Source organism: Imperialibacter sp., assembly GCF_040222385.1.
GTDB lineage: Bacteria > Bacteroidota > Bacteroidia > Cytophagales > Cyclobacteriaceae > Imperialibacter.
This window is the reverse complement of sequence record NZ_JAVKDF010000017.1, coordinates 27,170-54,003: the sequence shown is the minus strand read 5'-3', so window position 1 is coordinate 54,003 and position 26,834 is coordinate 27,170. Positions and strand designations below refer to the sequence as shown.

Below are 26,834 nucleotides of genomic sequence, written 5' to 3'. Positions count from 1 at the left end.
AGTAATCTGGCTTTTTCGTTTTTACCAGCCGAACTTAGACGAACGGAAAAAACAACGTTTGTGAACCGTTTGCAAAAGTTACAGCTACCTGCGCCTATTACCCGATTTGCACCCACTCCAAGTGGTTTTTTACACATCGGCAACATTTATTCTTTCCTTTTCACTTGGCTGCTGGCCCGAAAAAACAATGGGCAAATTTTACTTAGGATTGATGACCTCGATCAGGAAAGGGTAAAGCCGGAGTACGTCGAAAACATTTTTCGGACGTTGGAATGGCTCGGGCTGGACTGGGATTTGGGGCCTTTTTCTGTTCAACAGTTTGAGAAGGAATACTCCCAGCTACGGCGGATGGAGTTGTACGAAGCTGCTTTTCAAACGCTGGAGAGGGCGGGGGCAGTTTTCGGTTGCGATTGTTCCAGAAAGCTGGTGAAAAAACTCATTGAAGAGCATAATTACGAGGGAATATGCCAGCATAAGGGGCTTGAACTTCATGGACATGATATTAGCTGGCGGTTGAAGACCGATGGCATGGCTGTGGTAAAGATGAAGCGTTACAAACAGGGGCTGATTGCGGAGGAGTTACCCTATTCTCAGTCTCATTTTGTTGTCAGAAGAAGAGACGGCGTGCCTGCCTATCATTTGGCCTCTGTTGTCGACGATGTGCATTTTGGGGTGAACACGATTGTGAGAGGAGAAGACCTTTTTGAGAGCTCTGTTGCACAGTTGTACTTGGCTGAAAAGCTGGGCTTGACTGCTTTTTCTGAGGCTGAATTTTTTCATCACCCTCTGATCATGGGCGGTGGAGTGAAGCTTTCGAAGTCCCAGCGGTCGTCAGCTGTGTTGGATGAGTTTTCGCAGGACAAACCACGCCTGCTCCAGAAGCTTGGGAGCTGGCTGGCATTGCCACCGGAAGCGTGCGGGAGTTTGGAGGAGATGATGAAGCAGTTTTCTTTTGAGCGTGTTGCACGAACTATTTCTAACTAAGTGGCAAAGTCGGCGGTTGTTCTCTTCGTCTTTACGGGCTCAAAAAAATCCCTACCTTTTTCACCCTAACCAACGTCCGAATTCTCTGTAACCATTTCGTAATTTGCCGATCCGCAACTTTTAGCAACCCATGCGTTAAAAATCGTTAAATCCCTTACTGCAACAACGAATACTGTTATATTGAAGAGCTGAACATTCTAAAATTCAGTAGAATACAAAAGGACAACTCAAAAAAGGACTAATTATGCTTATTGGAAACTACCTCAAACTCGCTTTCAGGCACCTCCTGAAAAGCAGGGAAACCTCGGTTATTAATCTCGGAGGCCTCATTGTAGGCTTCACATGTGCGCTTCTTATCTTTCTTTTTGCCAAAAACCAGCTCAGTTTTGATGACTGGAACAGCCAAAAGGACAACATCTATAGGGTACTTACCATCGACGAAGCCCTGGGAGTTAGCAGCAACCTGGTAGGCATCACTATGCCTGCGATTGGCCCGGCCATGAAAACCGAACTTAGCCAGGTGAAAGAAACCACCCGGGTCAGCTACAGCGGTCGCAACCTGGTGGAGTACAACGATGTACCACTTTACACCGAGAACTGCGCTTATGTAGAAAATTCCATTTTCAACGTGTTTGACATGGAACTGCTGGCTGGCAACAAAGAAACAGTGTTGCTCAGTCCCAACACTGCGGTTTTGACAGAGAGCTTTGCCAAAAAAGTATTTGGTATTGAAGATCCGATGGGCAAAACCTTTGAAATCGATAACTCAACCAATATGCAGGTTGTAGGTATTATGAAAGACCTGCCTTCTAATACCCATTTGAGGTTTGATCTCATGGCATCGCTTGTGCCCACCGAAGCGGACAGCTCTACCCGGCAGTTTCTCAGCACCTGGCGGTCTATAGCTATTACCACTTACGCAGTACTTGAGCCGGGTGCCAGCGAGGAAACTACGGAAGCCGACATGGAAGCGCTGATCAGAAAAAATGATGTGGGTGAGAATTTTTCGGTCACTTTACAACCGCTCAATGACGTACACCTGAGTTCTACAGGAATATTGTTTGACAACTTCAACTTTGAGAAAACGGATCTCAACTATGTGTACACACTGCTGATGGTGGGATTGTTTGTCATTCTGATTGCCACTTTCAACTTTATGAACCTCAGTACGGCCCGCTCGGCCAATCGGGCTAAAGAAGTGGGCATGCGCAAAGTATTGGGGGCCTACAAGCCACAACTGGTCGTTCAGTTTCTAAGCGAAGCCATTCTGTTGTGTACGATCGCCACGCTAGTTTCGCTGCTGGCAGTTGGCCTCTTGTCCAGCTACCTCAATTTTGGTATCCAAGGCAATCTGTTGGTTTACCTGCTTTCCGACGTTACCACTGTGGTCGGCATTGTCGCCATTACATTGGGTATTGGGGTACTTGCAGGTTTTTACCCGGCCTTTTTCTTGTCTGGCTTCCAGGCTCTCAAGGTACTCCGTGGCAACTTTAAAACAGGGAAAAGTGGTGTTTGGCTTCGCAGGTCACTGGTGATCATTCAGTTCACAGCTTCTGTAACTATGATCATCGGCACAGTGGTGGTAGGAAGGCAGCTTAACTACATCAAAAGCATCGATAAGGGCTTTTCGGAGGAACAGGTCATTACGCTTAGTCTAAGCGATCAGACCGTTCAGCAGAAGGCTGAGGCGATGAAAAATGAGTTGCTACAGCAAAGAGGCGTTTTGGCGGCTGCCTACTCCTCCAGTATGCCCGGGCGAGGCTTTGGACGCAGAGGTATCCGGCCCGAGGGAAGCGACCCTGATGATGTGTGGATCGTAAGCGTGATGTCGGTCAATGAAGACTATTTTCCGCTCATGGGTATGGAAATAGTAAAAGGGAGGAATTACTCGAAGGACTTTCCTGCTGACGAACAGCAAAGCCTGATTATCAACGAAGCTGCCGCCGCTGCTTTGGGCTGGGATGAGCCGGTTGGAAAAAAGATTGGGTATGGGCCGGCTGAAAGAACGGTCGTGGGCGTGGTGAAGAACTTCCACTTTGCCAGCATGCGTCACAAGATTGAACCCATCATCATTCCCTACAACCCTAATGCGACCTCAACGCTTTCTGTGAAGATTGATGCTTCTCAGACAAAAGAAGTACTGGCGGCCATGGAAAGCACATGGAAAACGATGTTGCCAGCCCACCCTTATGAATATACATTCTTCGACGAAGAATTCGGGCGCCAGTACGAAAGCGACGAAGAGTTTGCAGGCTTGATCCAAAACTTTACCTGGCTGTCGATTTTCATTGCATGTCTGGGATTGTTCGGTTTGTCTACTTTTACCGCAGAGCAAAAAGTAAAAGAGATTGGTATCCGCAAAGTGTTGGGAGCCTCTGTGCAGGGCATAGTGTTTTTGCTTTCTCAGGAATTTCTCAGGCTGGTGGTTGTAGCCTGCCTCATTGCAGTGCCCATTGCGTGGTACTCCATGGACGGCTGGCTGGAAGGTTTCGCCTACCGCATTGAACTGCAGTGGTGGTTTTTTGCCACAGCAGCAGGTGCGGCTATTCTCATTTCGGTTTTAACGGTGAGCTACCAGTCAATCAAAGCGGCGATAAGAAATCCGGCTGGGTCGCTGCGAACGGAATAGACTGATTTCACACAAAGGTGTAAAGAATCAGGACAATGGACTTTGCGGTCTGATTTTCAGACCTGCGCCTTGCTTGACTATTTTGTAAGGCCACGCAAAGCCAAAACAGAAGCCATTAAAAGAAAAGGACTCACAGCAGGGAGTCCTTTTTCTTTACCTATTCCTCCCTTCCAACTATGAAGAGGTGTGTTAAGCGTGAAGGGTTCTTAATTATCTTTCTTCTCTTTTTCTATCATGGAAGAGGTGAGGTCGTTGAGCACCTCCAGTTTAGTTGAGAAATCTCCTTTTAGTTTGTCCCTGAAGGTTTTCATATTATCCAATAACGACTGCATGCTGTCGGGGATGGCTTCCTCAAGGTACTGGCGCATGCGCTTGGCCAGGGTGGGGGACTTACCGTTCGTGGATATGGCAATTTTCAGATCGCCTTTGCGGACAATGGAGCCCAGGTAGAAATCGCATAGTGCGGGAGTGTCGGCTACGTTCGTTAGAATGCCCAGCTCAGTTGTTTTGAGCTTGACTTCTTTGTGGAGCTCAAAATTGTCGGTGGCAAGTATCACCAGTTGCTTGTTGGCGAGGTCGCCAAACTCAAATTTTCTGTAAGTGAGGACTACATTAGGGGAGCTTTTTGCCAGCTTTTCAGTTTCCTCTAAATAGCGATCGGCAACAACCGTTACATTGGCCAATGGGTTGTTGACCAGCAATGCAGTAAGCTTTTCGAGCCCCACATTGCCGCCACCCACAAGCAGCGTGTTGAAGTTCTCGAGCTTCAGAAAAACCGGGAAGAGCGTATTTTGGCTCATGCCTTCTTTTCCAGTTGTTCAAGTATCGTTGCCATGAATTCTTCTTTCTGCGCAACTTTTACCACTTCACCAATAACGATAATGGCTGGGCTGCCGAGTCTTTTTTCCCGGGCAATAGAGGTGATGTTCGACACAGTGCCAATCCCCATTTTTTGATTGGGCAGGCTGCCATTCTGGATAATAGCGACAGGCGTTTCGTCTTTTTGAAACCGGGAAAAGATCCTCATAATCTCCTTCAGTTTGTTCATACCCATGAGCACGATCACAGTGGCATTCGACTGAGCAGCGTAATAGAGATCGTCAGATACTTTTCCCCCACTGGTAGTGCCAGTAATCACCCAAAAGCTGTCGCTCATGCCACGGGCCGTCAGTGGTATATTGTTGATAGCCGGCACTGAATGCGAACTGCTGATGCCAGGAATTACTTCCACATCAATCCCAAAACTTTTCACGTAATCCATTTCTTCCTGCCCACGACCAAAAATGAAAGGATCGCCGCCTTTCAGGCGTACCACATGCCCGTAGTTATAGGCATGCTCCACAATCAGCTTATTGATTTCCTCCTGCTTGTAGCTATGTCTGCCAGCTCTTTTGCCCACAAAAAGTCTGACCGCCGACGCAGGGGCATAGTCGAGCAGGTCTTCGTTAACCAGGGCGTCGTAAAGCACTGCGTCAGCCGATTGCAAGGCCTTTACTGCTTTCAGCGTAATTAGGTCAGGATCGCCCGGTCCGGCGCCAACCAGCGAGACTTTAGGTAAGTTTTTTACTTGTGTATTCATTGTCGGGCGCTGATTGAATAATTAGTTGGAGGTAATAAGCTGCCTGGTACGGACGGCTTTCACCTTTTCGATAAACGCAGCTGCCTCCTCTTTAAATGTGCTGGCGAACGCTTCCGTCGGTTCGTTACTGCTTATTTTGGTGATGTGTGCTTCGAAGCTGCCTTCCGGGAAGGAGAACTCACCTTTTTCAACAAAAATTCTGTCAAAATCTCTGATGATCGCTATCTGCGTGTTGTTTTTCACATCTTCGGAAAGCAACAGCGCCTTGGCTGAAGTGACAAACACATTGTAGCTATGATAAAGCGAGTCGGCCCAACGGCCCTCCGCAAACGCTTCATTCGCCCAGTCGAGCTTTTCCTCAGAATCATAGAACAACGTCGCCACCAGGTCAATGATCACCCCGGCACATTCACCCACGGCTGTTTCCACCTTGAAATTCTGTTCTTCACCCCAGTCCACAAAATCAGAGTCTGAGAGATCGTCCAGAGAAGTAAGAGGCTTCAGCAAGGTATAGAAATACCTGTCGCCCTGTCTGGCAAAATAGTCTTTGTAGTACTCGCCATCGTTGCCATGCTCGTCATAGTCAGCGAGCAAGACCCTTAGCGCTTCGGGGCCTCTTTTGCTAGGGATCTTGATCACTTTGTTAGCAATACGGCCATTGCCGTCGGCGTCAACTCCACCACCGAGGAGCACTTGCAGAGCAGGGAGTACCAGCCCGTCTTTTTTCTGAGAGCTGCCGTGGAAGCCTATGCCAGCAATGCCATGTTGTCCGCAAGAGTTGGGGCAGCCGCTGATTTTAATGCTGATGTCACTGTTTTTAACCAGGTCGGGAAATTCTTCCGTCATCACTCTTTCCAACTCTACAGCGATGCCATAGCTGCTGGAAATTCCCAGGTTACAAGTGTCGGTGCCTGGGCAGGCAGCCACGTCAGCAGTCGATTCGAAACCGGGATTGGCCAGCCCCAGCTTGTCTAATGCCACGTAAAGACCCCGAAGTGCTTCTTCCCTCACGAATTTTAGGATAAAGCCTTGCGTAACGGTGATCCTTAATTCATCAGCTGCAAATTCACGCACTACTTCGGCCAGCGCCCTCGCTTTGTCGGAACTCAGGTTGCCCAGCTGGGTTTTAAGCCCAATGGCGAAAAAACCTTTTTGTTTTTGCGGGAACACATTGGTCTGCAGCCATAGTTGGTACCGTGCCTCATTGTCGATGCTTACTTCCTGATACACCTTTCCCTCCGGTTGTGGTTCGGGCTGCTGTACCGAATTTGTGTCGATTTTGTACGTCTTGTGTTTAAGTGCCGGACACTCCGCTTTAGCGAGATCGAGTAAACCCTGCAACCCAATTTCAGCCATCAAAAACTTCATGCGTGCCTTTTGACGGCGAGCCCTTTCACCATACCTGTCAAAAACCCGCAAGAGCGACTCGGCAAATGGAATGATTTGATCTTCTTCCATAAACTCATATGCCACCTGAGCCAGCATGGGCTGTGCACCAAGACCACCTCCGACAACCACTTTAAAACCTCTAACCTCTTTTCCATTTACCTGCTTCAATTTGGCAATGAACCCAATGTCGTGGATGAAAGAGAAGGCGGAATCCTCATCTGAAGAGGAGAAGGAAATCTTAAACTTTCTGCCCATTTCCTGACAGATAGGATTGCGCAGAAAATACTCGAATGTGGCCTGAGCATACGGCGTGATATCAAATGGCTCGTTGGGGTCGATGCCCGCCTTGGCCGAACCTGTTACATTTCTTACCGTGTTGCCGCAGGCTTCCCTAAGGGTAATCTTTGCCTTTTCCAGCTTGGCCCACAGCTCCGGCGTCCTGTCGAGGCTCACGTAGTGAATCTGGATATCCTGGCGGGTAGTGGCGTGCAGGGTGCTGCTGGCGAACTCATCCGACAAGTTAGCTATGTGCACCAATTGCTTGGTGGTGATTCTGCCGTAGGGCAGCTTGATCCTGACCATTTGCACACCTTGCTGTCGTTGGCCATACACGCCCCGGGCAAGGCGCACGCTGCGGAACTTGTCGTCATCGATTTGCAGGTTCCTGAATTTTGAAATTTTGTCTGCCAGGTCAATGATGTCTTTCTCAATGACCGGATTGTTGATGTCTTCTAACTCACTTCTGAAACTTTGCATGGCTGAATTTTCTTGGGATAAAAAACAAAAAGCCTTTCCGCTTTGGTAGCTGGAAAGGCTTTCATTTATGTTTTGGATGGCGCTATTACTCGTTGTTTCGATTTGCTACCACACTAATTAAATGCCTTTCCGCTTCCGGACAACACCAGAACCAGCAAGCACACCTGTTTGAGGCGAACTCTTTCTCATTAATCAAAAATTGGGTAGCAGTCGAAATCACTAACTTTGAAATTTTATACAATGCTAAAGTTGGGATTTTATAAATCCAAAGATTGCGTCATAAATTTTACCCAATCCAAATAATCAGGCACTTTTCAGGCACTTTTTCAAAAGTTTCTTTGGCTTTTGGATATGCCTGACGTCAAGATAGTACACAACGGTGCCAGGATGTGCTACTCGTACCTGAGCACTCTAACGGGATTCCGCCTTGCTGCGTTTAAGCTAATGACAGAAACGGTCAGCACAATGACACTTGCGACCAGAAGCCCGGCTGCCCCAAACGACCACCAACTGATACCGGCCTTGTAAGCGAATGCTGACAGCCAGGCATCGATGGCAGCAAAAGTGATAGGTGTGGCAACAAGAACCGACAACCCAAGTATCACCAGCAGCCTTCTGTTGAGCAAAACGAGGATGCCGGAAATGGAAGCACCAAGCACCTTACGGATGCCAATTTCCTTGGTGCGTTGTTGAACCATGAAGCTGGTAAGTCCATACAAGCCAATGCACGCCACCAGAATGCTCAGTATGGAAAAGAAATTGATGGCACTAAGGAGGCGCTTCTCGTCGTTGTAAAAGCGGGCAAATTCATCGTCAAGAAAGGTGTAATTAAATGCCGCTTCTGATTCCATGTTTTCCCACTTTCCCCTGATAGCGTCAAGCGTCGTGGAGTAGTCGTTTCCGCTGAGTCGTACGGCAATGTTCCAGCCGTTCATGCGGTTGAGAATACATAGTGCAGGTTGCACTTGCTTATGAAGCGACTGAAAATGAAAGTCTTTTAACACACCAACAATGTGGAGCGGCTGGCTGTCGTCGCCCCATATCTTAATAGTGCGGCCCACGGGGTCGTCGTAGCCGAGGCCTTCTGCGAGGGTTTCGTTGATCACCACACCAGTGCTGTCGGAGGCGAATTTTGTGTCAAGAAACCTTCCCGATGTAACGCCGATATTGTACACGTCGCTGAATTTATCGTCAACCGTAAAGTAGGTGGACATTACACCGCTTTCGTTGACCGTGCCACCTTCAGGCACCGCATAGTAGGAGTTATTGGTGTAGCCATTGCCAAGGGCGTCCATGCCGGCTGAGGCTATTACTACATTGGGCACAGTGACCAGCTCCTGCAGAAATGCTTGCTGTTGTTTGAATATCGCTGAGTTTTGACTCACCCTCATCACCACCACCTGCTCCTTGTCAAAGCCAAGGTCTTTGCTGAGCATGAACTGGTTTTGCCTGTAAATAAGAAGTGAGCCTGCAATGAGGCAAACCGTAACTACAAACTGGAAAGAAATAAGCAGCTCTCTGAAGGTTCGACTTCCTTTACCTTTCAACAGCTTGCCTTTTAGCGACTCCACCGGACTCCACACTGACATCACCAGCGACGGGTACAAGCCCGAGAACAGGGCTGTAAAGACAAACACTGAGACTAGCAGGATAATGCCACTTTGTTCCTGCCAAATGCTGATGTAGATGCTTCTACCGGTTAGTTCTGCAAAAAGAGGCTTGCCAATGTCGGAAAGGGTGGCACCCACGCCCCATGCCAGTGCGACGATAATGACTGCCTCAAACAAGAACTGCCACCTTAGCTGGGCCGATGAAGCACCCATACTTTTTCTGACGCCAACTTCTTTGGCTCTTTTCATCGATTGTGCTGTGGAGGCGTTGATAAAATTGATGCAGGCCATTAGAAGGGTCAGAAGGCCAATTACACCAAGTGTTTTTATAGTGGATGGGCTGCCAAACTGGAAGCCATCCATGAAATCGAAATTGCCCGCCTGGAGATAAATGTCGGCTACAGAGATTACTCTTGGGTGATCTTTTACGAGCTCATAGTCGGCCTTGGCGTATACAGCTTCAATTTGCTTTTCCAGCGTTCTTGTGTCGACGGGTAAGGCACTTTTGATATAGGTATACACTGACAGCTTGTACCATTGTGAAATGAGTTGACCGTCGGTGGTTTTGATTTCCCAGGGCACTATCGCACTGATTTTCATGTGGCTGTCAGGGTAATTTTTAATGACGCCAGTAACCTTCAGTGGTACTTCAAAGTCACCGGTAAGGCGGAGGGTTTGGCCAATGGGGTCAGTGCTGCCGAAATATTTGCTTGCAAGCGTTTCTGTTAGAATGACAGACGATGGATCGCTGAGCGCTGTGTTGGGGTCGCCTTTGAGGAGCTCAAAATCAAAAAACTGAAAGAAGTGCTTTTCTGCCATAAGCACATCGCTGGAGTACTTTTGGTCGCCGATTTGGACTGAAGACCGGATGTTGCGGACATTGATGACATCGCTAACCGAAGCAAGTTGGCCTTTGAGTAATTCAGCGTCTTGTCTGGTGGTCAGGCCCACGTTTCTGCTGCCTTCACCCTTCAAATCCTCATTCCAATACAACAAATAGGTATTGCTGGCCTCCTGCTGAAACGCATCAACTTTGAGCTCACCAATAATAAATGCCCCAATGGTGATGGCGGCTGTGATGCCAACAGCCAGTCCAATAATGTTTAGCAGCGAGAAAGTTTTATTCCTGACAAGGTTGCGGTAAGCAATCAAAAGGTAATTCCTGATCATAGCATTTCTTTGTCAAGTTGTAAGGCCAAGGGAATGCCATTTTTATAAATGACTGCAAGTCAATTGATTGTGTATTATTGCGACATGCAGGCCTGTTTCAAAATGAAACAGCCCGTACATTATTTTGACTCGTCGAGAAATTTGATCAGCTCTTTATGTGATAGTAGCAGTGCATCCATTACCTCCAGCAAGTTTTCATAATCGTCGGCAATGTTTTTAACGTCACGGGAGATGTCACTTGATTTCGACATTTTGAATTTGTGAAACTGCCTGAACCCCTCAAGTATTTTCTGCATGTCATCGGACTGGCTCATAAAACGCTCCAGCCTCGCCCTGTTGTCGATGAGTTCTGCTTTCAGGTGAGCTGTTGCTTCCTCCGCCGGAATGGGTGCAGCTTCGTTGGGTAAGCCCATTTTTTCTAACTCCTCCTGTATCGCCGCTGAATTCGACAGGTCTTTTTCCAGGAGATCAGACAGCTCAATGTTAAATAATTTTACAATTTTCAGGACGTTCTCAAGTCGGGGCTCTGCGGTTCCTTTTTCGTAACTGGCAATATTACCCCTGTTGAGGGCAATCCTTTCACCGAGCTGCTCCTGGCTCAGCCCAGCTTTCTTTCGTAAAAATTTCAGGTTGTCAGCGAAAAACTTCATTTTTGTAAAAAATATTCACATTTAGATCAATGGCCTCGTTGTTTTTCACAACAATTGTGTACTTTTGGGTAAATTTATGTAAAAAAATTAAACATTTTCTATTAACGGTCGTTAATATTAGTGTTATGAATTTTACAAAACATCAAATTAATCGATATATCAATCCTATTAACACTTCTTCTAGTCAATTTTTTCCTTAGCGACATAGTCGGTCAAGAGCGCCGTGTCGGGCATGCTACATGAATCAACCGGCAAGGTAATTGAAATTATTTTCTGACTTAAAAGAAGACGACATGACTACTACAGAGAAAACCAGGAATACTAATTCGAAAAAGAAGGACTTTAGGAAGCTAGGGTTTTCTGCTCTCGACACCATAGAAATCACTCAAGGTCTTAACCAGCTATTGGCCAATTACTCAGTGCATTACCAGAAGCTAAGGAACTTCCATTGGAATGTGAAAGGAAACGATTTCTTTCGGCTGCATGAGAAGTTTGAAGAGTTGTACGATGAGGCAAGAGGGCACATTGACGACATTGCCGAGCGGATACGGGTTTTTGGTCAAATGCCCATGAGTACGATGGGTGAGTATATCGAAAATGCCGAAATCAAAGAAATCAGGAAGGAGCTTCCGGCCAGGGAAATGGTAATGGAAGTTTTGCTCGACATAAGAATCCTGCTTTCCGACATGCACGGTGTTGTGCACACCGCTCAGGAAAGTGATGACACCGGAACGGAGGATATGCTCACTAGCTATATTCAGGGGTTGGAAAAGCACCACTGGATGCTTAGTGCATGGTTGAACGAAAAATGGGAGGTTAAATGAGTAGCTTACAAACTCACTCAAGGGTAGCTATTTTCATTTACAGCCGTGCAAAGGTGCGAGACAGGAAGCTACTGGCAAGGGCAGAGGCGCTTAATGTCAAGCTAAAAAAAATAGACATTGATGCGGAAAAACTCACGTCGACTCATTTTGCGAGCCTTGCCTCTGATATGACGGTGGATGTTTGCGACCTTATCGACCCCAGGATTATTGAGGGGTACAAAATTTCTGACACGGAAGGTACTTTAAAGTTGATCAACAAGAATCCGGAATTACTCAAGACGCCAATTGTGGTGACTTCTGAACGTGTCAAATACATCGGGGACTATGGGGATCTGGAGGCAATTGATCAGCTGTTTTCACCGTCAGTAAAGAGTAATCTGTAACGTAAAAAACAATCCATGCAAAGGAAAGAAAATTATATAATGGTGCCGTTTGATTTTCAGGCTGAATCAAAAATGGCATTGAAAGCCGCCCTCAGGATCGGTAAAACATTGGGGATGCGAATAGAAGTGATACAATTCAAACCGATTGAAAGCGCTGCCTTTCTGCCGAACGTGGGCTTGATGGCAGGGTATGGAGCGGCATTTCCTCAGGTGGTGAAAACGGAGCTGAAATTTGAAGGAATGGATGAATTTTTGAGGGTATTGGAAGAGATGAATGCCTTGCACAGAGATATTCATTTTCATCAGATTGAGGAGTCGCCCGAGGTAGGAATCAAAGAATTCATGCACGACTATGATCCGTCGTTGTTGGTGATACATAAAGAGGCTTTCAAAGGAAGTAATCCTTTGACGGGCTCAGTCGTTCAGCGAATTATCAGGCATACCAATGTGCCAGTGCTGGCGCTGGAGGGTTCTGTGCTTCCCGAATCGTTCAAAAATATTGTGCTACCCACAGATGTCAGCCGATTTCTTCCTACTGAGGCCGACTTCATCAGTCACTGGGTTGACTCATTTAACTCCACTGTTCACTTGCTCAACGTAGTGCACACAGATTTAATAGATGAGGAGGAAATAAAGTCAAAAATGCAAAAAGTAGCGCTTGAACTTGGGTTTGAGAAGTTCTTTGTCAATGCCACACACCATGATAAGGAAGTCGAAGCCATTGTTGAATTTAGCGAGCAGGTAGATGCCGATCTCATCATGATGAAGACCTACGATAAGACTGGCCTTGAACGCTTTTTATTTGGGAGCATCACCGAAGATGTTGTGAAAGCGCCGTCACCAGCCGTTTTGGCTGTTAATGTTTCGATGAATTAAACAAAGCGAGGGATTCTACTTAATGCATTGGCTGGACATACTCATTTTCTTTATTTACATGGTAATCATGCTGGGGATAGGTTTCTTCTTCCTCAGGCAAAACAAAAGTGACGACGACTATTACGTAGGAGGGCGGTCCATGGGCAGCATGCACGTGGGCCTTAGTGTTGTGGCTACCGACGTTGGCGGTGGCTTTTCTATTGGGCTCGGCGGTCTTGGGTTCACAATGGGAATTTCAGGATCGTGGATGCTGTTCACGGGCCTGATCGGAGCATGGCTTTCGGCTGTGGTGCTTATTCCCAAGGTAAGCAAGATGTCGAAGCTTGAGGGGCTTTACACCTTCCCCCAGATTTTCGGACTTTTCTACAACAAAAAGGTTGCTTTGCTGGCAGGCATCATTTCTGCCATAGGGTATCTCGGTTTTACGAGTTCTCAGATGCTGGCTGGCGCCAAGCTTGCTTCCGCAACCTTTGTGAATCTGGATCTCATGACCGCCCTGTTCGTTATGGGGGTGATAGCTGTAGTATACACTGTCATGGGAGGCTTGAAAGCAGTAATCTATACCGATACTGTTCAATGGATTATTCTCATGGCCGGTTTGATCTTCATCGGTATTCCGATGGGTTATCACGCCATTGGAGGATATGACGCTATTGTTCAAACGCTTCCGCCCGAGTTCCTGCGCTGGGATAACCTTACCTGGCAAATGCTGGTGAACTGGGCTGTGACCATCATCCCCATTTGGTTTGTTGGGATGACTTTGTACCAAAGGATCTACGCCTGCAAAGGGCCGAAGGAAGCCCAAAAGGCCTGGTTTATTGCGGGCCTTTTCGAGTGGCCAATTATGGCAATCATGGGCGTTGTTTTGGGCCTTTTTGCCAGAGTGGCGGCGGAGCAAGGGATGTTTGATGCCTTAGGTTATGCAGGCGCAGGAACCATGGACGAAGAAATTGGGTTGCCTTTACTCCTAAGAGACATTCTGCCGGTTGGCCTGCTTGGCTTGATGATGTCAGCCTATTTCTCGGCGATTCTGTCAACGGCCGACAGTTGTTTGATGGCTGCCTCGGGAAATATTGTTACCGATATCCTGGGAGTTAAATCGACCTCAGAGGCTACTTCGAAGTCAACACTGCGGATGTCGCAGTTGATAACGCTGGGCGTGGGTGTTGCAGCGCTCATACTTGCCAGCACTATGGAAAACGTGCTTGAACTTATGCTTTACTCTTATGCGTTTTTAGTTTCAGGACTGTTGGTTCCGCTGGTGGCAGCACTATTTGGTGCCAAAGTTTCCAGCACGGCAGCCTTTTGGTCGATGCTGGTTGGTGGCGCTACTACGGTCGGTTTAAGCATTGCGCCTATTGATCTTCCTCTTCAGCTAGATCCGAATGTGTTCGGCATTTCGGCTTCAGCAGCCATTTTTGTCATATTAAATTCAGTTACTACTAAAAAAACCTACGCTCATGATAAGCTATGAACTTCTCACACCTGGCCTCACTGTTGGCATGAACCAACGCATGCTAATTGCGGCATTTCTGCACAAGCACCTGGATGAATTTGGAGATGAAAAAGAGGATATTCTGAAATGCATTGACTATGCGCTTGACGATAACCTGAAGCCAGGCGGATTTGTGCTGGTAGCTCACGACAAGGAGAAAGATACGATTGTCGGGACTGTGGTGGTAAACCGAACCGGCATGGAAGGTTACATACCCGAGAACATCCTTGTATACATTGCCATGCACAAAGATTACCGTGGGCAAGGCATTGGTAAGCAGCTCATGCAGAAGGCCATTGATTCCGCTGACGGAAACATTGCCTTACATGTAGAACCGGAAAATCCTGCCGTACACTTGTACAGGAAGCTAGGCTTTACCAATAAATACCTGGAAATGAGGTTGGTGAAAAGCTGAACCTCCTTTTTTAGTTAAATTTGAACAACACCAACCCGTCTGCTGAGTTATACTCAGTGGATTTATCATTTTAAGATGGCTTATATTACGCTCAACAGAACCAAGCTCAAACACAATTACGACTTCCTCAATGCGAAGTTTGAACAGAACGATATTGAGTGGGGAGTTGTATCCAAGTTGCTCTGCGGCAACAAAACTTTCATAGAAGAACTGATTAAGCTGGGTACGAGGGAGATTCACGACTCCAGAATAGGTAACCTGAAGGTGGTGAAATCCATTAATCCCGATGTCCAAACTGTTTATATAAAACCCCCAGCAAAAAAAAACATATTGAAGATTGTCAAATATGCTGACGTTAGCTTCAATACTGAGTACGCCACCATGCAGCTATTGTCAAAAGAGGCAATGAGGCAGGGTAAAGTGCACAAGGTGATTATTATGATTGAGATGGGTGACCTGAGAGAGGGCGTTGTGGGCGATCACCTGCTGGAGTTTTATGAGCAGGTATTTGAATTGCCTAACCTTGAAATTGTCGGACTGGGCACCAACCTCAATTGCCTGAACGGTGTGATGCCGTCTCCTGACAAGCTGGTTCAGCTAAGCTTGTACAAAGAGCTGGTAGAAACCAAGTTCAACAAGAAGATTCCGTGGGTGTCAGGGGGAACTTCTGTTACTTTTCCCCTGCTGCAACGAAATCTGCTACCTAAAGGAGTTAACCACTTTAGAATTGGTGAGACGCTGTATTTCGGAGCCGATTTGTTCACAGGCGGTACAGTGGAAGGCATGCAAACTGACGTTTTCAAGCTCTACACACAGATTATAGAACTCACACAAAAGCCAAAAACCCCTGAGGGCGAGCTGGCAGAGAACCCATCGGGCGAAGTTTTTGAAATTAGGAAGGAAGACATAGGTAAGACGTCTTACAGGGCGATAGTTGATATTGGCCTGTTGGAGATTGCGCCCGATTTTATGATACCAGAAGAAAAGGGCGTTACCGTGATAGGAGCAAGTTCGGACATGCTGGTGCTTGATTTGGGGAATTCCGACCGGAATTATCAGGTGGGAGACATAGTGACTTTTCAGATGAAGTACATGGGTGTGCTGGGCGTGCTCAACTCCGACTACATTGAAAAATATGTAGTGGAGTGACCCTGCTATGAACTTACCTTTTCTCCAAATACCCAACTGGGCTTGAGCATGACCCGCTTGAGTCCAAACTTCTTGACTGATACTCTTTCGATGTATTCAACAGCTTCTTCCACCGAATCGGTCACCAGAAAGAGATCCAGGTCTTCGGGTGATACGGTCTTTTCCTTCACCATGTGGTCCAACTGACTAACGAGGTGGCTCCAATAGTCTTTGCCAAACAACACCAGCGGAAATCCCTTAATTTTTCCGGTTTGTATTAGCGTCAACGTTTCAAAAAGCTCATCCATGGTGCCTGCCCCGCCAGGCATCACCACAAACCCGTAGGAGTACTTTAGCAAAAGCACCTTTCGCACAAAGAAGTAGTTGAAGTTGACTACAATGTCCAGGTACGGATTGGCGTGCTGCTCGTGTGGGAGCACAATATTGCAGCCAATCGTTTTACCACCAACTTCTTTAGCTCCCCTGGGCGCAGCCTCCATAATGCCCGGGCCACCGCCAGTCATTACCGTGAATCCTGCCAGGGCCAATTGCTGGCCGAGTGCCTGCGCAGCCTTGTATGATGGGTGATCCTCCTGAAACCTTGCAGAACCAAAGACGGTAATACATGGCCCTGTAAAGTGCAATGCCCTGAATCCACGAATAAATTCGAGAGCTACTTTTATGATGTATTTAAATTCCCTCCATCTGGTACCGGGCCCCTCTAAAAACTTCTTTTCGTTATGGTTATTAGTATCGGTGTTGTTCTCCATCATTGATCAAATAAAATCGCCTTCAATCACATTTGTATTGGCTCTATTTCCAAATTCTCCGTCATTAGCCCATACACTCAACCGTGAATATGACTATAAAATTTCCCTCCAGACTTATATTTTCTGCTTTTTCACTTGCCTTGCTGGCCGGTTGCGGCGACAAAACAACAGATACTAGCGAAAATAAACAAGACAGCACAATGGCTGGCAGAACACCAGTAGCCATGACGGCTCCGAAGCTTGAAGATACTTTCAAAGCCGAAATTGATGCGCTTTCGGCACACCCGCAGGTAAAGGAGGCCTTCCAGTTCATTGAAGACTATGACGAGCAAACCATCAAAACACTTATCACTCTTACCGAGATTGAAGCGCCTCCATACAAAGAAAAGAACCGAAGCGATAAATATTTGTCGCTGCTGAAAGAAGCGGGTGCCGATTCAGTTTGGCAGGATGAAGTGTGGAATGCAATCGGCTTGGTAAAAGGAACAAAAAGAGGGAAGGTGCTGGCGTTTTGTGCTCACCTCGACACGGTTTTCCCGGAAGGCACCGATACCCGGGTGCAACAATCAGGCGATACGCTGAAAGCCCCAGGTATTTCAGATGACACCAGGGGGTTAGCCATTCTCATCACCATAATGAAGGCCATCCGTAAAGCAGGCATTCAGCCAGAAAATGATATTTTGTTTATTGGCAATGTAGGAGAAGAGGGGCAGGGCGATTTGCGTGGAGCCAAGTATCTTTTTGGGCCTAACGGGCCTAAGATTGACGCCTTTATCTCAGTCGACGGCAGTGGCCATGAGTCGGTAACCAACCAGGCACTTGGGTCGCACAGGTACCGGATCACATTTGAGGGGCCTGGCGGGCATTCATGGGGCGCCTTTGGTTTGGGCAACCCTCATCATGCGCTGGGTAGAGCCATTACTTACTTTACCGATGAAGCGGACAAGTTTACTCGTGGCGGGCCAAAGACAAACTATAACGTAGGTGTAATTTCCGGTGGCACCTCGGTTAATTCTATCCCCTTTGAATCTATTATGGAGGTGGACATGCGTTCCGAGAGCCCTGAAAGCCTTGTTAAGGTAGATACTATTCTTCAGCAGGCGGTTCGAAAAGCATTGGCAGATCAAAATAAACTTAAAAGGCATGGCCCAGATTTGACGGTCAAAGTGGAGATGATTGGCGACCGCCCTTCTGGAGAGCACCCCGAAAGCATAGCCATTGTCCAAAGGGGCATAGCTGCCACACAGTTTGTTGGTGGCAGGCCGACCTTAAGGAGAGGCAGTACCGACTCTAATATTCCGATTTCAAAAGGAATACCTGCCATCACGATTGGCGGCGGAGGCATGGGTAGAAATGCTCACTCCCTTGATGAATATTTCATCAACAAGGACGGCGTGCTGGGAATCAAAAGAGCGCTGCTGATTGTGTTGGCTGAAGTGGGTATTCATGACGAAATGAGGATTGAATCAAGATAGGCGATTCTTGTAGTCCTCATAGCCAAACTCCCTTACCAGTTGGAAAGAGTTGTCTTCTTTCCAAATACCAATAGATGGGTGGGGTACGCCGTTGAAGGTCGTGGTTTTCACCATCGTGTAGTGGATCATGTCTTCAAACACGATCAAGTCGCCAGGCTCGAGCTCTTTATCGAAAGAGTATTCGCTCATGTAGTCTCCGGCCAGGCAACTCATGCCCCCCATGCGGTAGGTGGGTTTGCCTTTTTCCGGATCCATTTTGGCTCCTCTGATTCTGGGCTTGTAGGGCATTTCCAGGCAATCGGGCATGTGGCAGGTAAAAGAAGCGTCCAGGATGGCTGTTTTTACACCGGAGTTTTCTACTACATCGAGAACAGTAGATACCAGGTCGCCAGTTTCCCAGGCCACTGCACTGCCAGGCTCCAGGATGACTTCTACTCCCCATTTTTCTCTGAATGCTTTCAGAATAGAAACGAGGTGGGCAGTATCATATCCTTTTTTGGTCATCAGGTGCCCGCCTCCCATGTTCACCCATTTTACCTGTGGAATCAGGTGCCCAAATTTCTCTTCAAATGCCGCAAGTGTATTTTCAAGCGTGAACGAGGTGGATTCGCACAAGACATGGAAATGTAGCCCCTCAATGCCTTCTGGCAGCTTGTCGCCAAAGTGCGCAGCGGTCATGCCCAGGCGGGAAGTAGGCGATGATGGATTGTACAAGTCGGTTGCCACCTCTGAGTACTCTGGGTTGACCCGAATCCCGCATGAAATCTTTTCAGGATAGGCTACAACTTTGTCTTTGAATCGCTCATACTGGCTCAGCGAATTGAAAGTAATGTGACTACTCATCTTCATGATTTCGTCAAATTCCTGATCACGGTAGGCTACAGCATATGTGTGCGACTTTGTCTTCATCTCCTCAAAGCAAAGCCTGGCCTCAGAGAGCGAACTTGCCGTGGCTCCTTTCAGGTATTGCCTCACCAGAGGAAAAGCACTCCACATGGCAAAGCCCTTGAACGCCAGAATGATGCTGATACCGGCCCGCTCCTGCACGTCGTTCATTAGCTCAAGGTTTCTGCGGAGCAGCGACTCTTCGAGCAGATAGCAGGGTGAAGGTATTTTTGAGTAGTCAATCATGGTCACTTGGTCGTGTAAAACAGTAAAGGGCAAGCCTTGTGCCTTGCCCCTTTTATCTTTTAATAAAGCCAAAGCTTAGTCCATTTCAAGATCCACATCATGTAGCTCATGCCATGGTAAGCCCTGCTTGTTCATTTCTTCCATGAAGGGATCAGGGTTGAACTGCTCCACGTTGAACACACCAGCGCCGCCCCACTTGCCTTCAAGCACAAGCTTGGCTCCAATCATAGCCGGTACGCCGGTGGTGAAGGAAACGCCCTGTGCCTTGGTTTCACGGTAGGCATCGGGGTGTTTGCAGTTATTGTACACGTAATAGGTCTTTTCAGCACCATTTTTTATGCCACGCACCCTGCAACCAATCGAGGTTTCACCTTTGTAGTTTTCTCCAAGATCTCCCGGGTCAGGCAATACAGCTTTTAGAAACTGAAGGGGCACGATTTCCATTCCGTTGTAGTTGATTGGCTCAATGCTGCCCATGCCTATGTTCAGAATCACTCTGAGGTGAGTCAGGTAGTTGTCGCTGAAGGTCATCCAGAAGCGGGCTCTTTTCATCGTGGGGAAGTTTTTCACCAGCGACTCGAGCTCCTCATGGTAAATCAGGTAAGACTTCATCGGCCCGATGTTCGGATAGTTGATATCCTTACCTATTTCATGTGGTTTTGTTATTTTCCACTTGCCATCTTCAAAGAATTTTCCTTCCTGCGTTACTTCCCGAATGTTTATTTCAGGATTGAAGTTGGTAGCAAAAGCCTTTCCGTGGTCTCCGGCGTTACAATCAACAATATCGAGGTAGTGAATTTCATCAAAATAATGCTTGGCGGCGTAGGAAGTGAAAACACCTGTAGCGCCTGGGTCGAAACCGCAACCTAGTACGGCTGTTAGGCCGGCAGCTTTGAATTTTTCCTGATATGCCCACTGCCAGCTGTACTCAAACTTGGCTTCTTCTTTGGGCTCGTAGTTCGCTGTGTCGAGGTAGTTTACTTTGGTCTCCAAACAAGCATCCATGATAGTAAGATCCTGATAAGGAAGTGCCACATTGATGACAATGTCAGGGCCGAAACTATTGATCAGCTTCACCAGCTCAGGCACCACGTCAGCATCTACTTTAGCAGTTTGTATGCTTATACCCACGTCTTTTTTTATGTCAGCGGCAATGTCATCACACTTGGACTTGGTTCTGCTGGCGAGCATGATTTCAGTAAACACACTTGAATTTTTGGCGCATTTGTAAGCCACCACTCGACCGACTCCGCCGGCACCAATAATGAGTACTTTTCCCATCTTATATCTTATTACAGGTTAATTGCTTGAACTGCAAAAGTAGCACATGCGGAAATGTATTAAAAACGCTGCGATCAATATTCTGACTCGTGGCAATTTTGCCAGAGAAAGGAGGATGAAAGTGTGGGGGATAAACAAGAAAAACCGGAGCGTAAACCCCGGTTTCGATAGCTGGTAGTTATAATTGTCAATTAGTCCATCAAAACGCCAACCTGAACTCTTGAGTGGGCGCTTACATAGTATCCGTCGTAAAGAAATTCCGACAAAAGCTCTGTTAATTGTTTTTCTGAAGCATCTTTCTTGAATGTGGCAAAACAGTAGGAAGCCTCTATCCCCAGTACTTCCAGTTCTGGCATTTTTGCTTTTATCCGCACAATCTTTTGCTCCATGTAGGCAGCATTGGAGTTTTCAAGCAAGGGGAAGGCTATATTGACTTTGTCGCCAGAGTAGCTCACATTCAATTTGGCTGGGAAACGTACGCCAAGTTTGGCTAGCTCATGGTCTATCACTCTTGTGCTTTCGCCGTTTTCCAAAAGGGCAGTTCTTTTTTCGAAAAGAGCATCAACCTTAGAGTGGTCACCTACAGTGCTTTGGGCCATAAGAATGCCATTGAAGGCAACAAGGCAAATGATTATCAATACTTTTTTCATAGCGGTTGTGTTATAATGTTATTTATTGTAGTCGTGAAAATGCAATGGCGTATGAAGCTCTTAAACAGGTTCATCATCGGCGAGCCATTTTTGGGCTGCGATTCGTTGATGACCAGATAGTTTTTTTCGTTAACCATGATCAAATGTACCAGGCGGATTTCCATTTTTAAAATCCGCTCATTTCGAAGCACAAAAATGCATGTGGCATTGAAAACCAGTATTCAGGATTTTGCGAAAACGACAACTTTACACTGAAAACATTACATCATTTGTGACCCCATGGAGCGCATAAAACTGCTTTAGCTGCTTCAAACGAGGGGTATGATTTGTTTTTGCTCATTTATTTCCACCTTTTATTACCTGAACCAGAAACTTTCAAATAATACGCAAGCCGTAAAGGGCCGGATTGCGGAATTATTGCTTATTGAGTTACTTTTGTGCACCTGATTTTGACATGACGACACAAAACATCGAGACCCGCTTCAATCAACTTGCCGATGATCTTTCTGAAAATGGATACGGTATCATTTCAGAGTGCTGCCTGTGCTCTTGAGTTAGCTTTAACACTTATGTAATAGCCGTCATAAAGAAATTCTGCTAATAGTTCATTGAGCATCTTTTTTGTAGCTCCTTTCTTGAACGTCGCAAAACAGTAATAGCTATCGACCCGAATAGCTTCCAGTTCTGGTATCTTGGCTTTGATCATTGAAAGCTTTTGCTCGATCCGGGGATCATCAGTGCTTTCAATCAAAGCGAAGGTGACGTTCGTTTTGTTTCCGGCGACGTCTAAGTCCAATTTCGCAGGGAAATGTACCCCATGCTTGGCCAGCTCAATATCAATTGCTCTCGTACTTTCACCATTTTTTAGAAGGGTGCTTCTTTTTTCGAAAAGCGTAATGAGATAACAAGGTTCCTTAACCAATGTACGTGGGTCTTCAGAAGACAACTTTTGAGCAAGCAGGTTGCCACCGAAGGCAACGACACAAATGATAATCAGTACTTTTTTCATGGAAGTGGTTGTGTTATAATGTTATTTATAGTAGTCGTGAAAATGCAACGGTGTAGGAAGCTCTTAGACAGTGTCATCACAAAGGAGCCATTTTTGGGCTGCGATTCGTTGACAACCAGATAGATATTTCCGTTAACCATGATCAAATGTACCGGGGGGATTTTCATTTTAAAAGTCCACTCATTTCGAAGCATAAAAACGCATGTGGCATTGAAAAACCAGTATTCAGGATTTTGCGAAAACGACAACTTTACGTTCAAAGCATTACATCATTTGTGATCCCCCGGAGCATGTAGAAAGCCCTCAACTGCTGGAAAAAGGCGACATGACTTATTTTTTTTGCTCATTTATTTCCACCTTTTATTACCTGAACCAGAAACTTTCAAATAATACGCAAGCCGTAAAGGGTCGGATTGCGGAATTATTGCTTATTGAGTTACTTTTGCGCACCTGATTTTGACATGACGACACAAAACATCGAGACCCGCTTCAATCAACTTGCCGATGATCTTTCTGAAAATGGATACGGCATCATCGAGTCCTTTCTCAGCGATGAGGAGGTAAAGGACATCTTGAGCGTTTTGGATCGCTATCAGGAAGCTGGTGATTTAAAGAGAGCTGGCATAGGGCAGGCTGAAAATCATCAGGTTGACAGGTCGCAGCGGGGAGACTTGATCCGGTGGATAGAGCCTGAGAAAGCGAAGGACCCCACCCAGGTGTATTTGGATAGGATGCGAGAACTGATGCAGTTTATCAACAGAACGTGTTTTCTAAGTCTGAAAGATTTTGAGTTTCATTACACGCTTTACCCGGTTGGCACTTTTTACAAACGGCATTTGGATCAGTTCAAGCAGGACGACCACCGGAAGCTGAGCGTCATTTGTTATCTAAACTTCGATTGGAGTGAGGCGGACGGCGGACAATTGCGGATGTACAAACCTGTCGGAGCCGATGAGCAGGCAATAGACGTGCTGCCAGTGGCAGGCAGAATGGTTTGTTTCAGAAGTGATTTACTGGAACACGAAGTGTTGCCCACAGCAAAAGAAAGAAAAAGCCTAACCGGATGGCTGCGTGATCAGCTACTCGATGTGCCGTTTTAGTGAGAGACGAAAAAATAGGCTCCGGCTGTTTTTAAGTTTCCGTCATAGAGCTTTGTTTCAAACCGTTCCTGTTTTTTGTTTTCGAGCGTTCGTGGATCTACATGCCTGACATCGATGGAAACATTTCCATCTTCATAAATTCTAACCTTCAAGTAGTTGTATAAATAGCCGCTGCCAACTGGATTGTCAATCATTTTGTTCTCAGAAAAAGTGATGAACGCTTTGCTATTCCTCGCAGCATTCCTGCCGAAGTACTCAAAAAAGTCTATGTTCATTCCTCCCACTATGTCGGGTGCATTTTCGACTTTCTTTTCATCTACATAAAAATCGCATTTGGCATAGTAGAAAGTGCCTTTCACGTCATATCCTCTCTTAAAGGTTTCCAAAAGCTCTTCAAAGGTTAGCAAAGGACTATTTTGAGCAAATGCGGGAGCAACAGATGTAAAAAAAACCAGGATGATAAACAGCAGCCTTTTCATAGATGGAGAATTTGAATGTAAATTAAACTATTAATTACACTTTTCAGATATACACAGGAAGCTGGTTGTCGTTTAACGCTGCTTCTTGCGGAGGAAAAAGAAAAACATCCGCCCACGCCGGAATGAAACAAAAGATATGAAATGTGACACCGGGATGATGAAGGGAGAGTGCGGAAGATGCCGGAAAGTACTTGACGATGATCAGCTTATTTAAATAGAGTCATTGCAGTTGCACTCGACTGAGTACACGTGATCGATGCGGCTGGTTAGTTCAAGGGGTTGTAAAAATTCCAAAAAAATAGAAAATTAAAGGAATCCCTTGCTCAACTATTACGTTCTTCGAATTAGCTAAATCTCCTGTTTTATGACCGATCTTCTGGCTGCCCGCTCACAAATGGCAGTGTCACTGGGTTTTCACATCATATTCTCCTGTATTGGAATGGTCATGCCATTTCTCATGGCATTTGCCAACTACAAATGGCTCAAGACAGGTCAGGAGGACTACCACCGTTTAATGAAGGCCTGGGCTCGAGGTGTGGCTATCTTTTTTGCGGTAGGGGCAGTGTCGGGTACTGTGCTCAGTTTCGAGCTGGGGCTGCTTTGGCCGGGTTTTATGGAACATGCGGGGCCTATCATTGGTATGCCTTTTTCGCTGGAAGGAGCAGCGTTCTTTCTGGAGGCGGTTGCACTTGGCTTGTTTCTATATGGTGAAAAGGTGCTAAAGCCCTGGGTGCATTTTACGTCAGGAGTTTTCGTTGGCATTTCCGGGGTGGCATCTGGCATTCTGGTGGTTGCGGCCAATGGCTGGATGAATAGCCCATCCGGTTTCGACTGGGTAAACGGGCAGGCGTTGAACGTGGATCCTATAGCTGCTATGCTAAACGAGGCCTGGTTCACTCAGGCTTTGCATATGACGTTGGCGGCTTTTGTGGCCACGGGATTTGGCGTGGCTGGGGTGCATGCCTGGCAATATTTAAAAGACAGAAGCAAATTGCTCCACCTCCGGGCACTCAAAATAGCACTCGCATTCGGAGCGGTGGCCGCTTTTTTGCAGCCGTTTAGCGGCCATCTTTCAGCGGATGATGTGGCACACAGGCAGCCGGTGAAGCTGGCAGCAATGGAGAGCCATTTTGAAACAGAGAAAGGTGCTTCATTTGTGATTGGAGGGATTCCCGATGAAGAAAAAGGAGAAGTGAACTATGCGATCAAGATTCCTTACCTGCTGAGCATACTGGCATTCACTGATCCGATGGCTGAAGTAAAAGGGCTTGATGCATTTCCGAGAGACGAATGGCCGCCTGTAGCCATAGTGCATTTTGCGTTTCAGACTATGATAGCGATAGGGGTGTTGCTTATGTTAATTGGGGTGATTTTTCTTTTCGGCCAATGGAAGAAACCGCTGCTGGTTCGAAGCTCCTGGTTTCTCAAGCTGTTGGCTTTCGCCACTCCATTAGGCTTTTTGGCTGTGGAGGCTGGCTGGGTGGTGACTGAGGTGGGAAGGCAGCCGTGGATTATCTATGGAATCATGAAAACAGCCGATGCCGTAACGCCCATGCCAGGGATAGCATACTCATTTTATCTGACCACATGTATTTATTTGGTACTAGCCATTTTGGTTTTTTGGTTAATGGGGCGGCAAATCACCGTTTTCAATGAAGAAAGGGAGGTAGCTCATGTTTGAGTGGGTCGTTCTGGTGTTGGTCATAGCTCTTCTGTTGTATGTTCTTTTAGGGGGCGCTGATTTTGGTGCAGGGATATTGGAATTATTCTCACCAAAGGAAAAGTTTGATGAACTGAAAGCCACTACTTACCAGGCCATTGGGCCGGTATGGGAAGCTAATCACGTGTGGCTTATTATCATCATTGTTATTTTATTCAATGGCTTTCCTTCCGCCTTCAAAGTCATTTCCATCTACCTGCATATCCCGCTTTTGTTGATGCTGGTTGGCATCATTGTCAGAGGAACGGCCTTTGTGTTCCGGCATTATGATGCAGTTCAGGGCAGCTCTCAAAAGGTTTATTCCAGGATGTTTGCCTGGTCAAGCCTGATCACGCCGTTTTTTCTGGGGATTATTGCTGGCGCCATAGTGCTGGGCAGAATGCCCGTTGAGGTTGACAACTTCCATCAGGCGTTCGTGGCACCATGGCTCAACTGGTTCACAGTCGCAGTTGGGATTTTTACTTCATCACTCTTTGCTTTTTTGGCGGCCACGTTTCTCATACCTGAAATTGAAGATCGGAGCACCAAAGAGCTTTTTCGTAAGAATGCTTTGCTAACCAATATTTTGGTAGTAGTAACGGGGGGGCTAGTGTTTGTGGCAGGGCTGGTTGAAAAAATTGACTTTCCCCGATTATTCTTTTCCCACCCTTTTGGTCTTGTCAGTGTCATTTTTGCCACGGTAGGCCTTTTGGTACTGGCTGTTACGTTGAGGAAGAAGTGGGATCAGCTTTCGAGACTGCTGGCGGGACTACAGGGAAGCTTAATTGTGCTGGGCTGGCTGGCACTTCAGTACCCTAACCTGATTGTTTTTATTGATGGGACGGTGATAACTCTTGAGGCAGCGGCAGCTCCGGAGCTGGTGATATCAATTTTAGGCACGATGTTGGCGGTTGGTGTTGTGCTAATATTACCAGCATTGGGCTATTTGATATGGGTTTTTAAGTATCGCAAAGGTTTGCGGTAATTTTTTTCAACAAATCGAGCGTTCCGTTAAACTTTTTTCAATAAATTTACGTCTGTATTGAAACAGGAGAAATCAAGAAATTAACAATATGCTAATGAGCTCTTGATTCTGCACATAAAAAAAGGGGCTAACTTTGCCCCTGATAGTAGAATCCTCTCATTAATAAAGAGTGTAGTTTAAGTAGGTATGTGTTCTGAGCACCTTCGGCTTTTGGCCCAAGGTGCTTTTTATTTGCTCCAATTTAACTGAGATTTTTTCATTTTCACAACTCTTTTTCTGAAATTTTATCAAAGCAATCGTTTGAAAAGTTGGTTATATAACTATTCTTCGAAATCTTATAAAAATTGCTTGCCGGGGCCGCCAGAGA

The 26,834-nt window shown here is 46.5% G+C and carries 23 protein-coding genes; 12 read left to right on the top strand and 11 right to left on the bottom strand.

All coding sequences use genetic code 11. The features are described from left to right. Positions 1-60: 60 nt before the first annotated feature. Entirely contained in the window at positions 61-984 is a 924-nt protein-coding gene (locus tag RIG68_RS03920) for a glutamate--tRNA ligase family protein (RefSeq protein WP_350118833.1), read from the top strand. A 244-nt stretch (positions 985-1,228) separates the two neighbouring features. Beyond that, entirely contained in the window at positions 1,229-3,613 is a 2,385-nt protein-coding gene (locus RIG68_RS03915) for an ABC transporter permease (protein WP_350118830.1), read from the top strand. 206 nt (positions 3,614-3,819) lie between these two features. On the opposite strand, the gene RIG68_RS03910 is transcribed toward RIG68_RS03915, so the two are convergent. The 5 genes from RIG68_RS03910 to RIG68_RS03890 form a co-directional block, all read right to left on the bottom strand. Beyond that, entirely contained in the window at positions 3,820-4,413 is a 594-nt protein-coding gene (locus RIG68_RS03910; protein ID WP_350118827.1) for a precorrin-2 dehydrogenase/sirohydrochlorin ferrochelatase family protein, read from the bottom strand. Beyond that, a complete protein-coding gene (gene cobA / locus RIG68_RS03905) occupies positions 4,410-5,192 on the bottom strand; it encodes a uroporphyrinogen-III C-methyltransferase (protein WP_350118824.1) in 783 nt (260 codons plus the stop codon). The genes RIG68_RS03910 and cobA overlap by 4 nt, the downstream gene beginning before the upstream one ends. Positions 5,193-5,213: 21 nt before the next feature. Then, on the bottom strand, positions 5,214-7,337 hold the full coding sequence (locus RIG68_RS03900; protein ID WP_350118821.1) for a ferredoxin-like domain-containing protein: 2,124 nt from the start codon (positions 7,335-7,337) through the stop codon (positions 5,214-5,216). Between the two features lie 392 nt (positions 7,338-7,729). Then, complete coding sequence (locus RIG68_RS03895) at positions 7,730-10,117, bottom strand: ABC transporter permease (protein ID WP_350118818.1); 2,388 nt, start codon at positions 10,115-10,117, stop codon at positions 7,730-7,732. Between the two features lie 119 nt (positions 10,118-10,236). Beyond that, positions 10,237-10,767: a helix-turn-helix transcriptional regulator gene (locus tag RIG68_RS03890; RefSeq protein ID WP_151998212.1), complete on the bottom strand. Its 531-nt coding sequence runs from the start codon at positions 10,765-10,767 to the stop codon at positions 10,237-10,239. A 260-nt stretch (positions 10,768-11,027) separates the two neighbouring features. Here RIG68_RS03890 and RIG68_RS03885 point away from each other — a divergent pair, with 260 nt between their 5' ends. The 6 genes from RIG68_RS03885 (at position 11,028) to RIG68_RS03860 (ending at position 15,909) form a co-directional block, all read left to right on the top strand. Next, a complete protein-coding gene (locus RIG68_RS03885; protein WP_350118815.1) occupies positions 11,028-11,591 on the top strand; it encodes a Dps family protein in 564 nt (187 codons plus the stop codon). Then, positions 11,588-11,974 carry an arsenate reductase family protein gene (locus RIG68_RS03880; RefSeq protein ID WP_151998213.1) on the top strand — a complete coding sequence of 129 codons (387 nt, stop codon included), beginning with the start codon at positions 11,588-11,590 and terminating at the stop codon, positions 11,972-11,974. Before RIG68_RS03885 ends, RIG68_RS03880 begins: the two co-directional genes overlap by 4 nt. A gap of 15 nt (positions 11,975-11,989) precedes the next feature. Continuing rightward, on the top strand, positions 11,990-12,850 hold the full coding sequence (locus RIG68_RS03875) for a universal stress protein (RefSeq protein ID WP_350118812.1): 861 nt from the start codon (positions 11,990-11,992) through the stop codon (positions 12,848-12,850). Between the two features lie 22 nt (positions 12,851-12,872). After that, entirely contained in the window at positions 12,873-14,324 is a 1,452-nt protein-coding gene (locus RIG68_RS03870; protein WP_350118809.1) for a sodium:solute symporter family protein, read from the top strand. Beyond that, positions 14,311-14,760 (top strand): GNAT family N-acetyltransferase, encoded by a 450-nt coding sequence (locus RIG68_RS03865; protein ID WP_350118806.1) that lies wholly within the window; start codon positions 14,311-14,313, stop codon positions 14,758-14,760. The genes RIG68_RS03870 and RIG68_RS03865 overlap by 14 nt, the downstream gene beginning before the upstream one ends. A gap of 75 nt (positions 14,761-14,835) precedes the next feature. After that, positions 14,836-15,909, top strand: a complete 1,074-nt coding sequence (locus RIG68_RS03860) for an alanine racemase (protein ID WP_350076221.1) — start codon at positions 14,836-14,838, stop codon at positions 15,907-15,909. Positions 15,910-15,914: 5 nt separating this feature from the next. On the opposite strand, the gene RIG68_RS03855 is transcribed toward RIG68_RS03860, so the two are convergent. After that, positions 15,915-16,661, bottom strand: coding sequence for an LOG family protein (locus RIG68_RS03855; RefSeq protein ID WP_350118802.1), 747 nt, complete (start codon positions 16,659-16,661; stop codon positions 15,915-15,917). Between the two features lie 86 nt (positions 16,662-16,747). Between RIG68_RS03855 and RIG68_RS03850 the strand changes: the two genes are divergently transcribed. Next, entirely contained in the window at positions 16,748-18,133 is a 1,386-nt protein-coding gene (locus RIG68_RS03850) for a M20/M25/M40 family metallo-hydrolase (protein ID WP_350118799.1), read from the top strand. Here the strand turns inward: RIG68_RS03850 and nspC are convergent. From nspC to RIG68_RS03830, 4 genes are all read right to left on the bottom strand, one after another. After that, positions 18,125-19,264, bottom strand: coding sequence for a carboxynorspermidine decarboxylase (gene nspC / locus RIG68_RS03845; protein WP_350118796.1), 1,140 nt, complete (start codon positions 19,262-19,264; stop codon positions 18,125-18,127). The two genes, RIG68_RS03850 and nspC, sit on opposite strands and share 9 nt — an antisense overlap. A gap of 75 nt (positions 19,265-19,339) precedes the next feature. Next, a complete protein-coding gene (locus RIG68_RS03840; protein ID WP_151998220.1) occupies positions 19,340-20,545 on the bottom strand; it encodes a saccharopine dehydrogenase family protein in 1,206 nt (401 codons plus the stop codon). 191 nt (positions 20,546-20,736) lie between these two features. Further along, positions 20,737-21,195 (bottom strand): hypothetical protein, encoded by a 459-nt coding sequence (locus RIG68_RS03835; protein ID WP_350118793.1) that lies wholly within the window; start codon positions 21,193-21,195, stop codon positions 20,737-20,739. 529 nt (positions 21,196-21,724) lie between these two features. Next, positions 21,725-22,204 (bottom strand): hypothetical protein, encoded by a 480-nt coding sequence (locus tag RIG68_RS03830; RefSeq protein WP_350118790.1) that lies wholly within the window; start codon positions 22,202-22,204, stop codon positions 21,725-21,727. A 461-nt stretch (positions 22,205-22,665) separates the two neighbouring features. Between RIG68_RS03830 and RIG68_RS03825 the strand changes: the two genes are divergently transcribed. Further along, positions 22,666-23,304, top strand: a complete 639-nt coding sequence (locus RIG68_RS03825) for a 2OG-Fe(II) oxygenase (protein WP_350118787.1) — start codon at positions 22,666-22,668, stop codon at positions 23,302-23,304. Here the strand turns inward: RIG68_RS03825 and RIG68_RS03820 are convergent. After that, positions 23,301-23,783: a VirK family protein gene (locus RIG68_RS03820; RefSeq protein WP_350118784.1), complete on the bottom strand. Its 483-nt coding sequence runs from the start codon at positions 23,781-23,783 to the stop codon at positions 23,301-23,303. The genes RIG68_RS03825 and RIG68_RS03820 overlap by 4 nt on opposite strands. A gap of 364 nt (positions 23,784-24,147) precedes the next feature. Between RIG68_RS03820 and RIG68_RS03815 the strand changes: the two genes are divergently transcribed. Both RIG68_RS03815 and RIG68_RS03810 read left to right on the top strand, forming a co-directional pair. Further along, positions 24,148-25,464, top strand: coding sequence for a cytochrome ubiquinol oxidase subunit I (locus tag RIG68_RS03815; RefSeq protein ID WP_350118781.1), 1,317 nt, complete (start codon positions 24,148-24,150; stop codon positions 25,462-25,464). Continuing rightward, positions 25,457-26,467 carry a cytochrome d ubiquinol oxidase subunit II gene (locus RIG68_RS03810; protein WP_350118779.1) on the top strand — a complete coding sequence of 337 codons (1,011 nt, stop codon included), beginning with the start codon at positions 25,457-25,459 and terminating at the stop codon, positions 26,465-26,467. The genes RIG68_RS03815 and RIG68_RS03810 overlap by 8 nt, the downstream gene beginning before the upstream one ends. Positions 26,468-26,834 lie beyond the last annotated feature (367 nt).

What these genes read in the sequence shown, in the direction of transcription:
- RIG68_RS03840 (WP_151998220.1), bottom strand. Translation starts at nt 20,545, where the DNA reads ATGGGAAAAGTACTCATTATTGGTGCCGGCGGAGTCGGTCGAGTGGTG.
- cobA (WP_350118824.1), bottom strand. Translation starts at nt 5,192, where the DNA reads ATGAATACACAAGTAAAAAACTTACCTAAAGTCTCGCTGGTTGGCGCC.
- RIG68_RS03870 (WP_350118809.1), top strand. Translation starts at nt 12,873, where the DNA reads ATGCATTGGCTGGACATACTCATTTTCTTTATTTACATGGTAATCATG.
- RIG68_RS03910 (WP_350118827.1), bottom strand. Translation starts at nt 4,413, where the DNA reads ATGAGCCAAAATACGCTCTTCCCGGTTTTTCTGAAGCTCGAGAACTTC.
- RIG68_RS03850 (WP_350118799.1), top strand. Translation starts at nt 16,748, where the DNA reads ATGACTATAAAATTTCCCTCCAGACTTATATTTTCTGCTTTTTCACTT.
- RIG68_RS03915 (WP_350118830.1), top strand. Translation starts at nt 1,229, where the DNA reads ATGCTTATTGGAAACTACCTCAAACTCGCTTTCAGGCACCTCCTGAAA.
- RIG68_RS03880 (WP_151998213.1), top strand. Translation starts at nt 11,588, where the DNA reads ATGAGTAGCTTACAAACTCACTCAAGGGTAGCTATTTTCATTTACAGC.
- RIG68_RS03895 (WP_350118818.1), bottom strand. Translation starts at nt 10,117, where the DNA reads ATGATCAGGAATTACCTTTTGATTGCTTACCGCAACCTTGTCAGGAAT.
- RIG68_RS03810 (WP_350118779.1), top strand. Translation starts at nt 25,457, where the DNA reads ATGTTTGAGTGGGTCGTTCTGGTGTTGGTCATAGCTCTTCTGTTGTAT.
- nspC (WP_350118796.1), bottom strand. Translation starts at nt 19,264, where the DNA reads ATGATTGACTACTCAAAAATACCTTCACCCTGCTATCTGCTCGAAGAG.
- RIG68_RS03835 (WP_350118793.1), bottom strand. Translation starts at nt 21,195, where the DNA reads ATGAAAAAAGTATTGATAATCATTTGCCTTGTTGCCTTCAATGGCATT.
- RIG68_RS03825 (WP_350118787.1), top strand. Translation starts at nt 22,666, where the DNA reads ATGACGACACAAAACATCGAGACCCGCTTCAATCAACTTGCCGATGAT.
- RIG68_RS03890 (WP_151998212.1), bottom strand. Translation starts at nt 10,767, where the DNA reads ATGAAGTTTTTCGCTGACAACCTGAAATTTTTACGAAAGAAAGCTGGG.
- RIG68_RS03855 (WP_350118802.1), bottom strand. Translation starts at nt 16,661, where the DNA reads ATGATGGAGAACAACACCGATACTAATAACCATAACGAAAAGAAGTTT.
- RIG68_RS03875 (WP_350118812.1), top strand. Translation starts at nt 11,990, where the DNA reads ATGCAAAGGAAAGAAAATTATATAATGGTGCCGTTTGATTTTCAGGCT.
- RIG68_RS03815 (WP_350118781.1), top strand. Translation starts at nt 24,148, where the DNA reads ATGACCGATCTTCTGGCTGCCCGCTCACAAATGGCAGTGTCACTGGGT.
- RIG68_RS03820 (WP_350118784.1), bottom strand. Translation starts at nt 23,783, where the DNA reads ATGAAAAGGCTGCTGTTTATCATCCTGGTTTTTTTTACATCTGTTGCT.
- RIG68_RS03830 (WP_350118790.1), bottom strand. Translation starts at nt 22,204, where the DNA reads ATGAAAAAAGTACTGATTATCATTTGTGTCGTTGCCTTCGGTGGCAAC.
- RIG68_RS03900 (WP_350118821.1), bottom strand. Translation starts at nt 7,337, where the DNA reads ATGCAAAGTTTCAGAAGTGAGTTAGAAGACATCAACAATCCGGTCATT.
- RIG68_RS03860 (WP_350076221.1), top strand. Translation starts at nt 14,836, where the DNA reads ATGGCTTATATTACGCTCAACAGAACCAAGCTCAAACACAATTACGAC.
- RIG68_RS03865 (WP_350118806.1), top strand. Translation starts at nt 14,311, where the DNA reads ATGATAAGCTATGAACTTCTCACACCTGGCCTCACTGTTGGCATGAAC.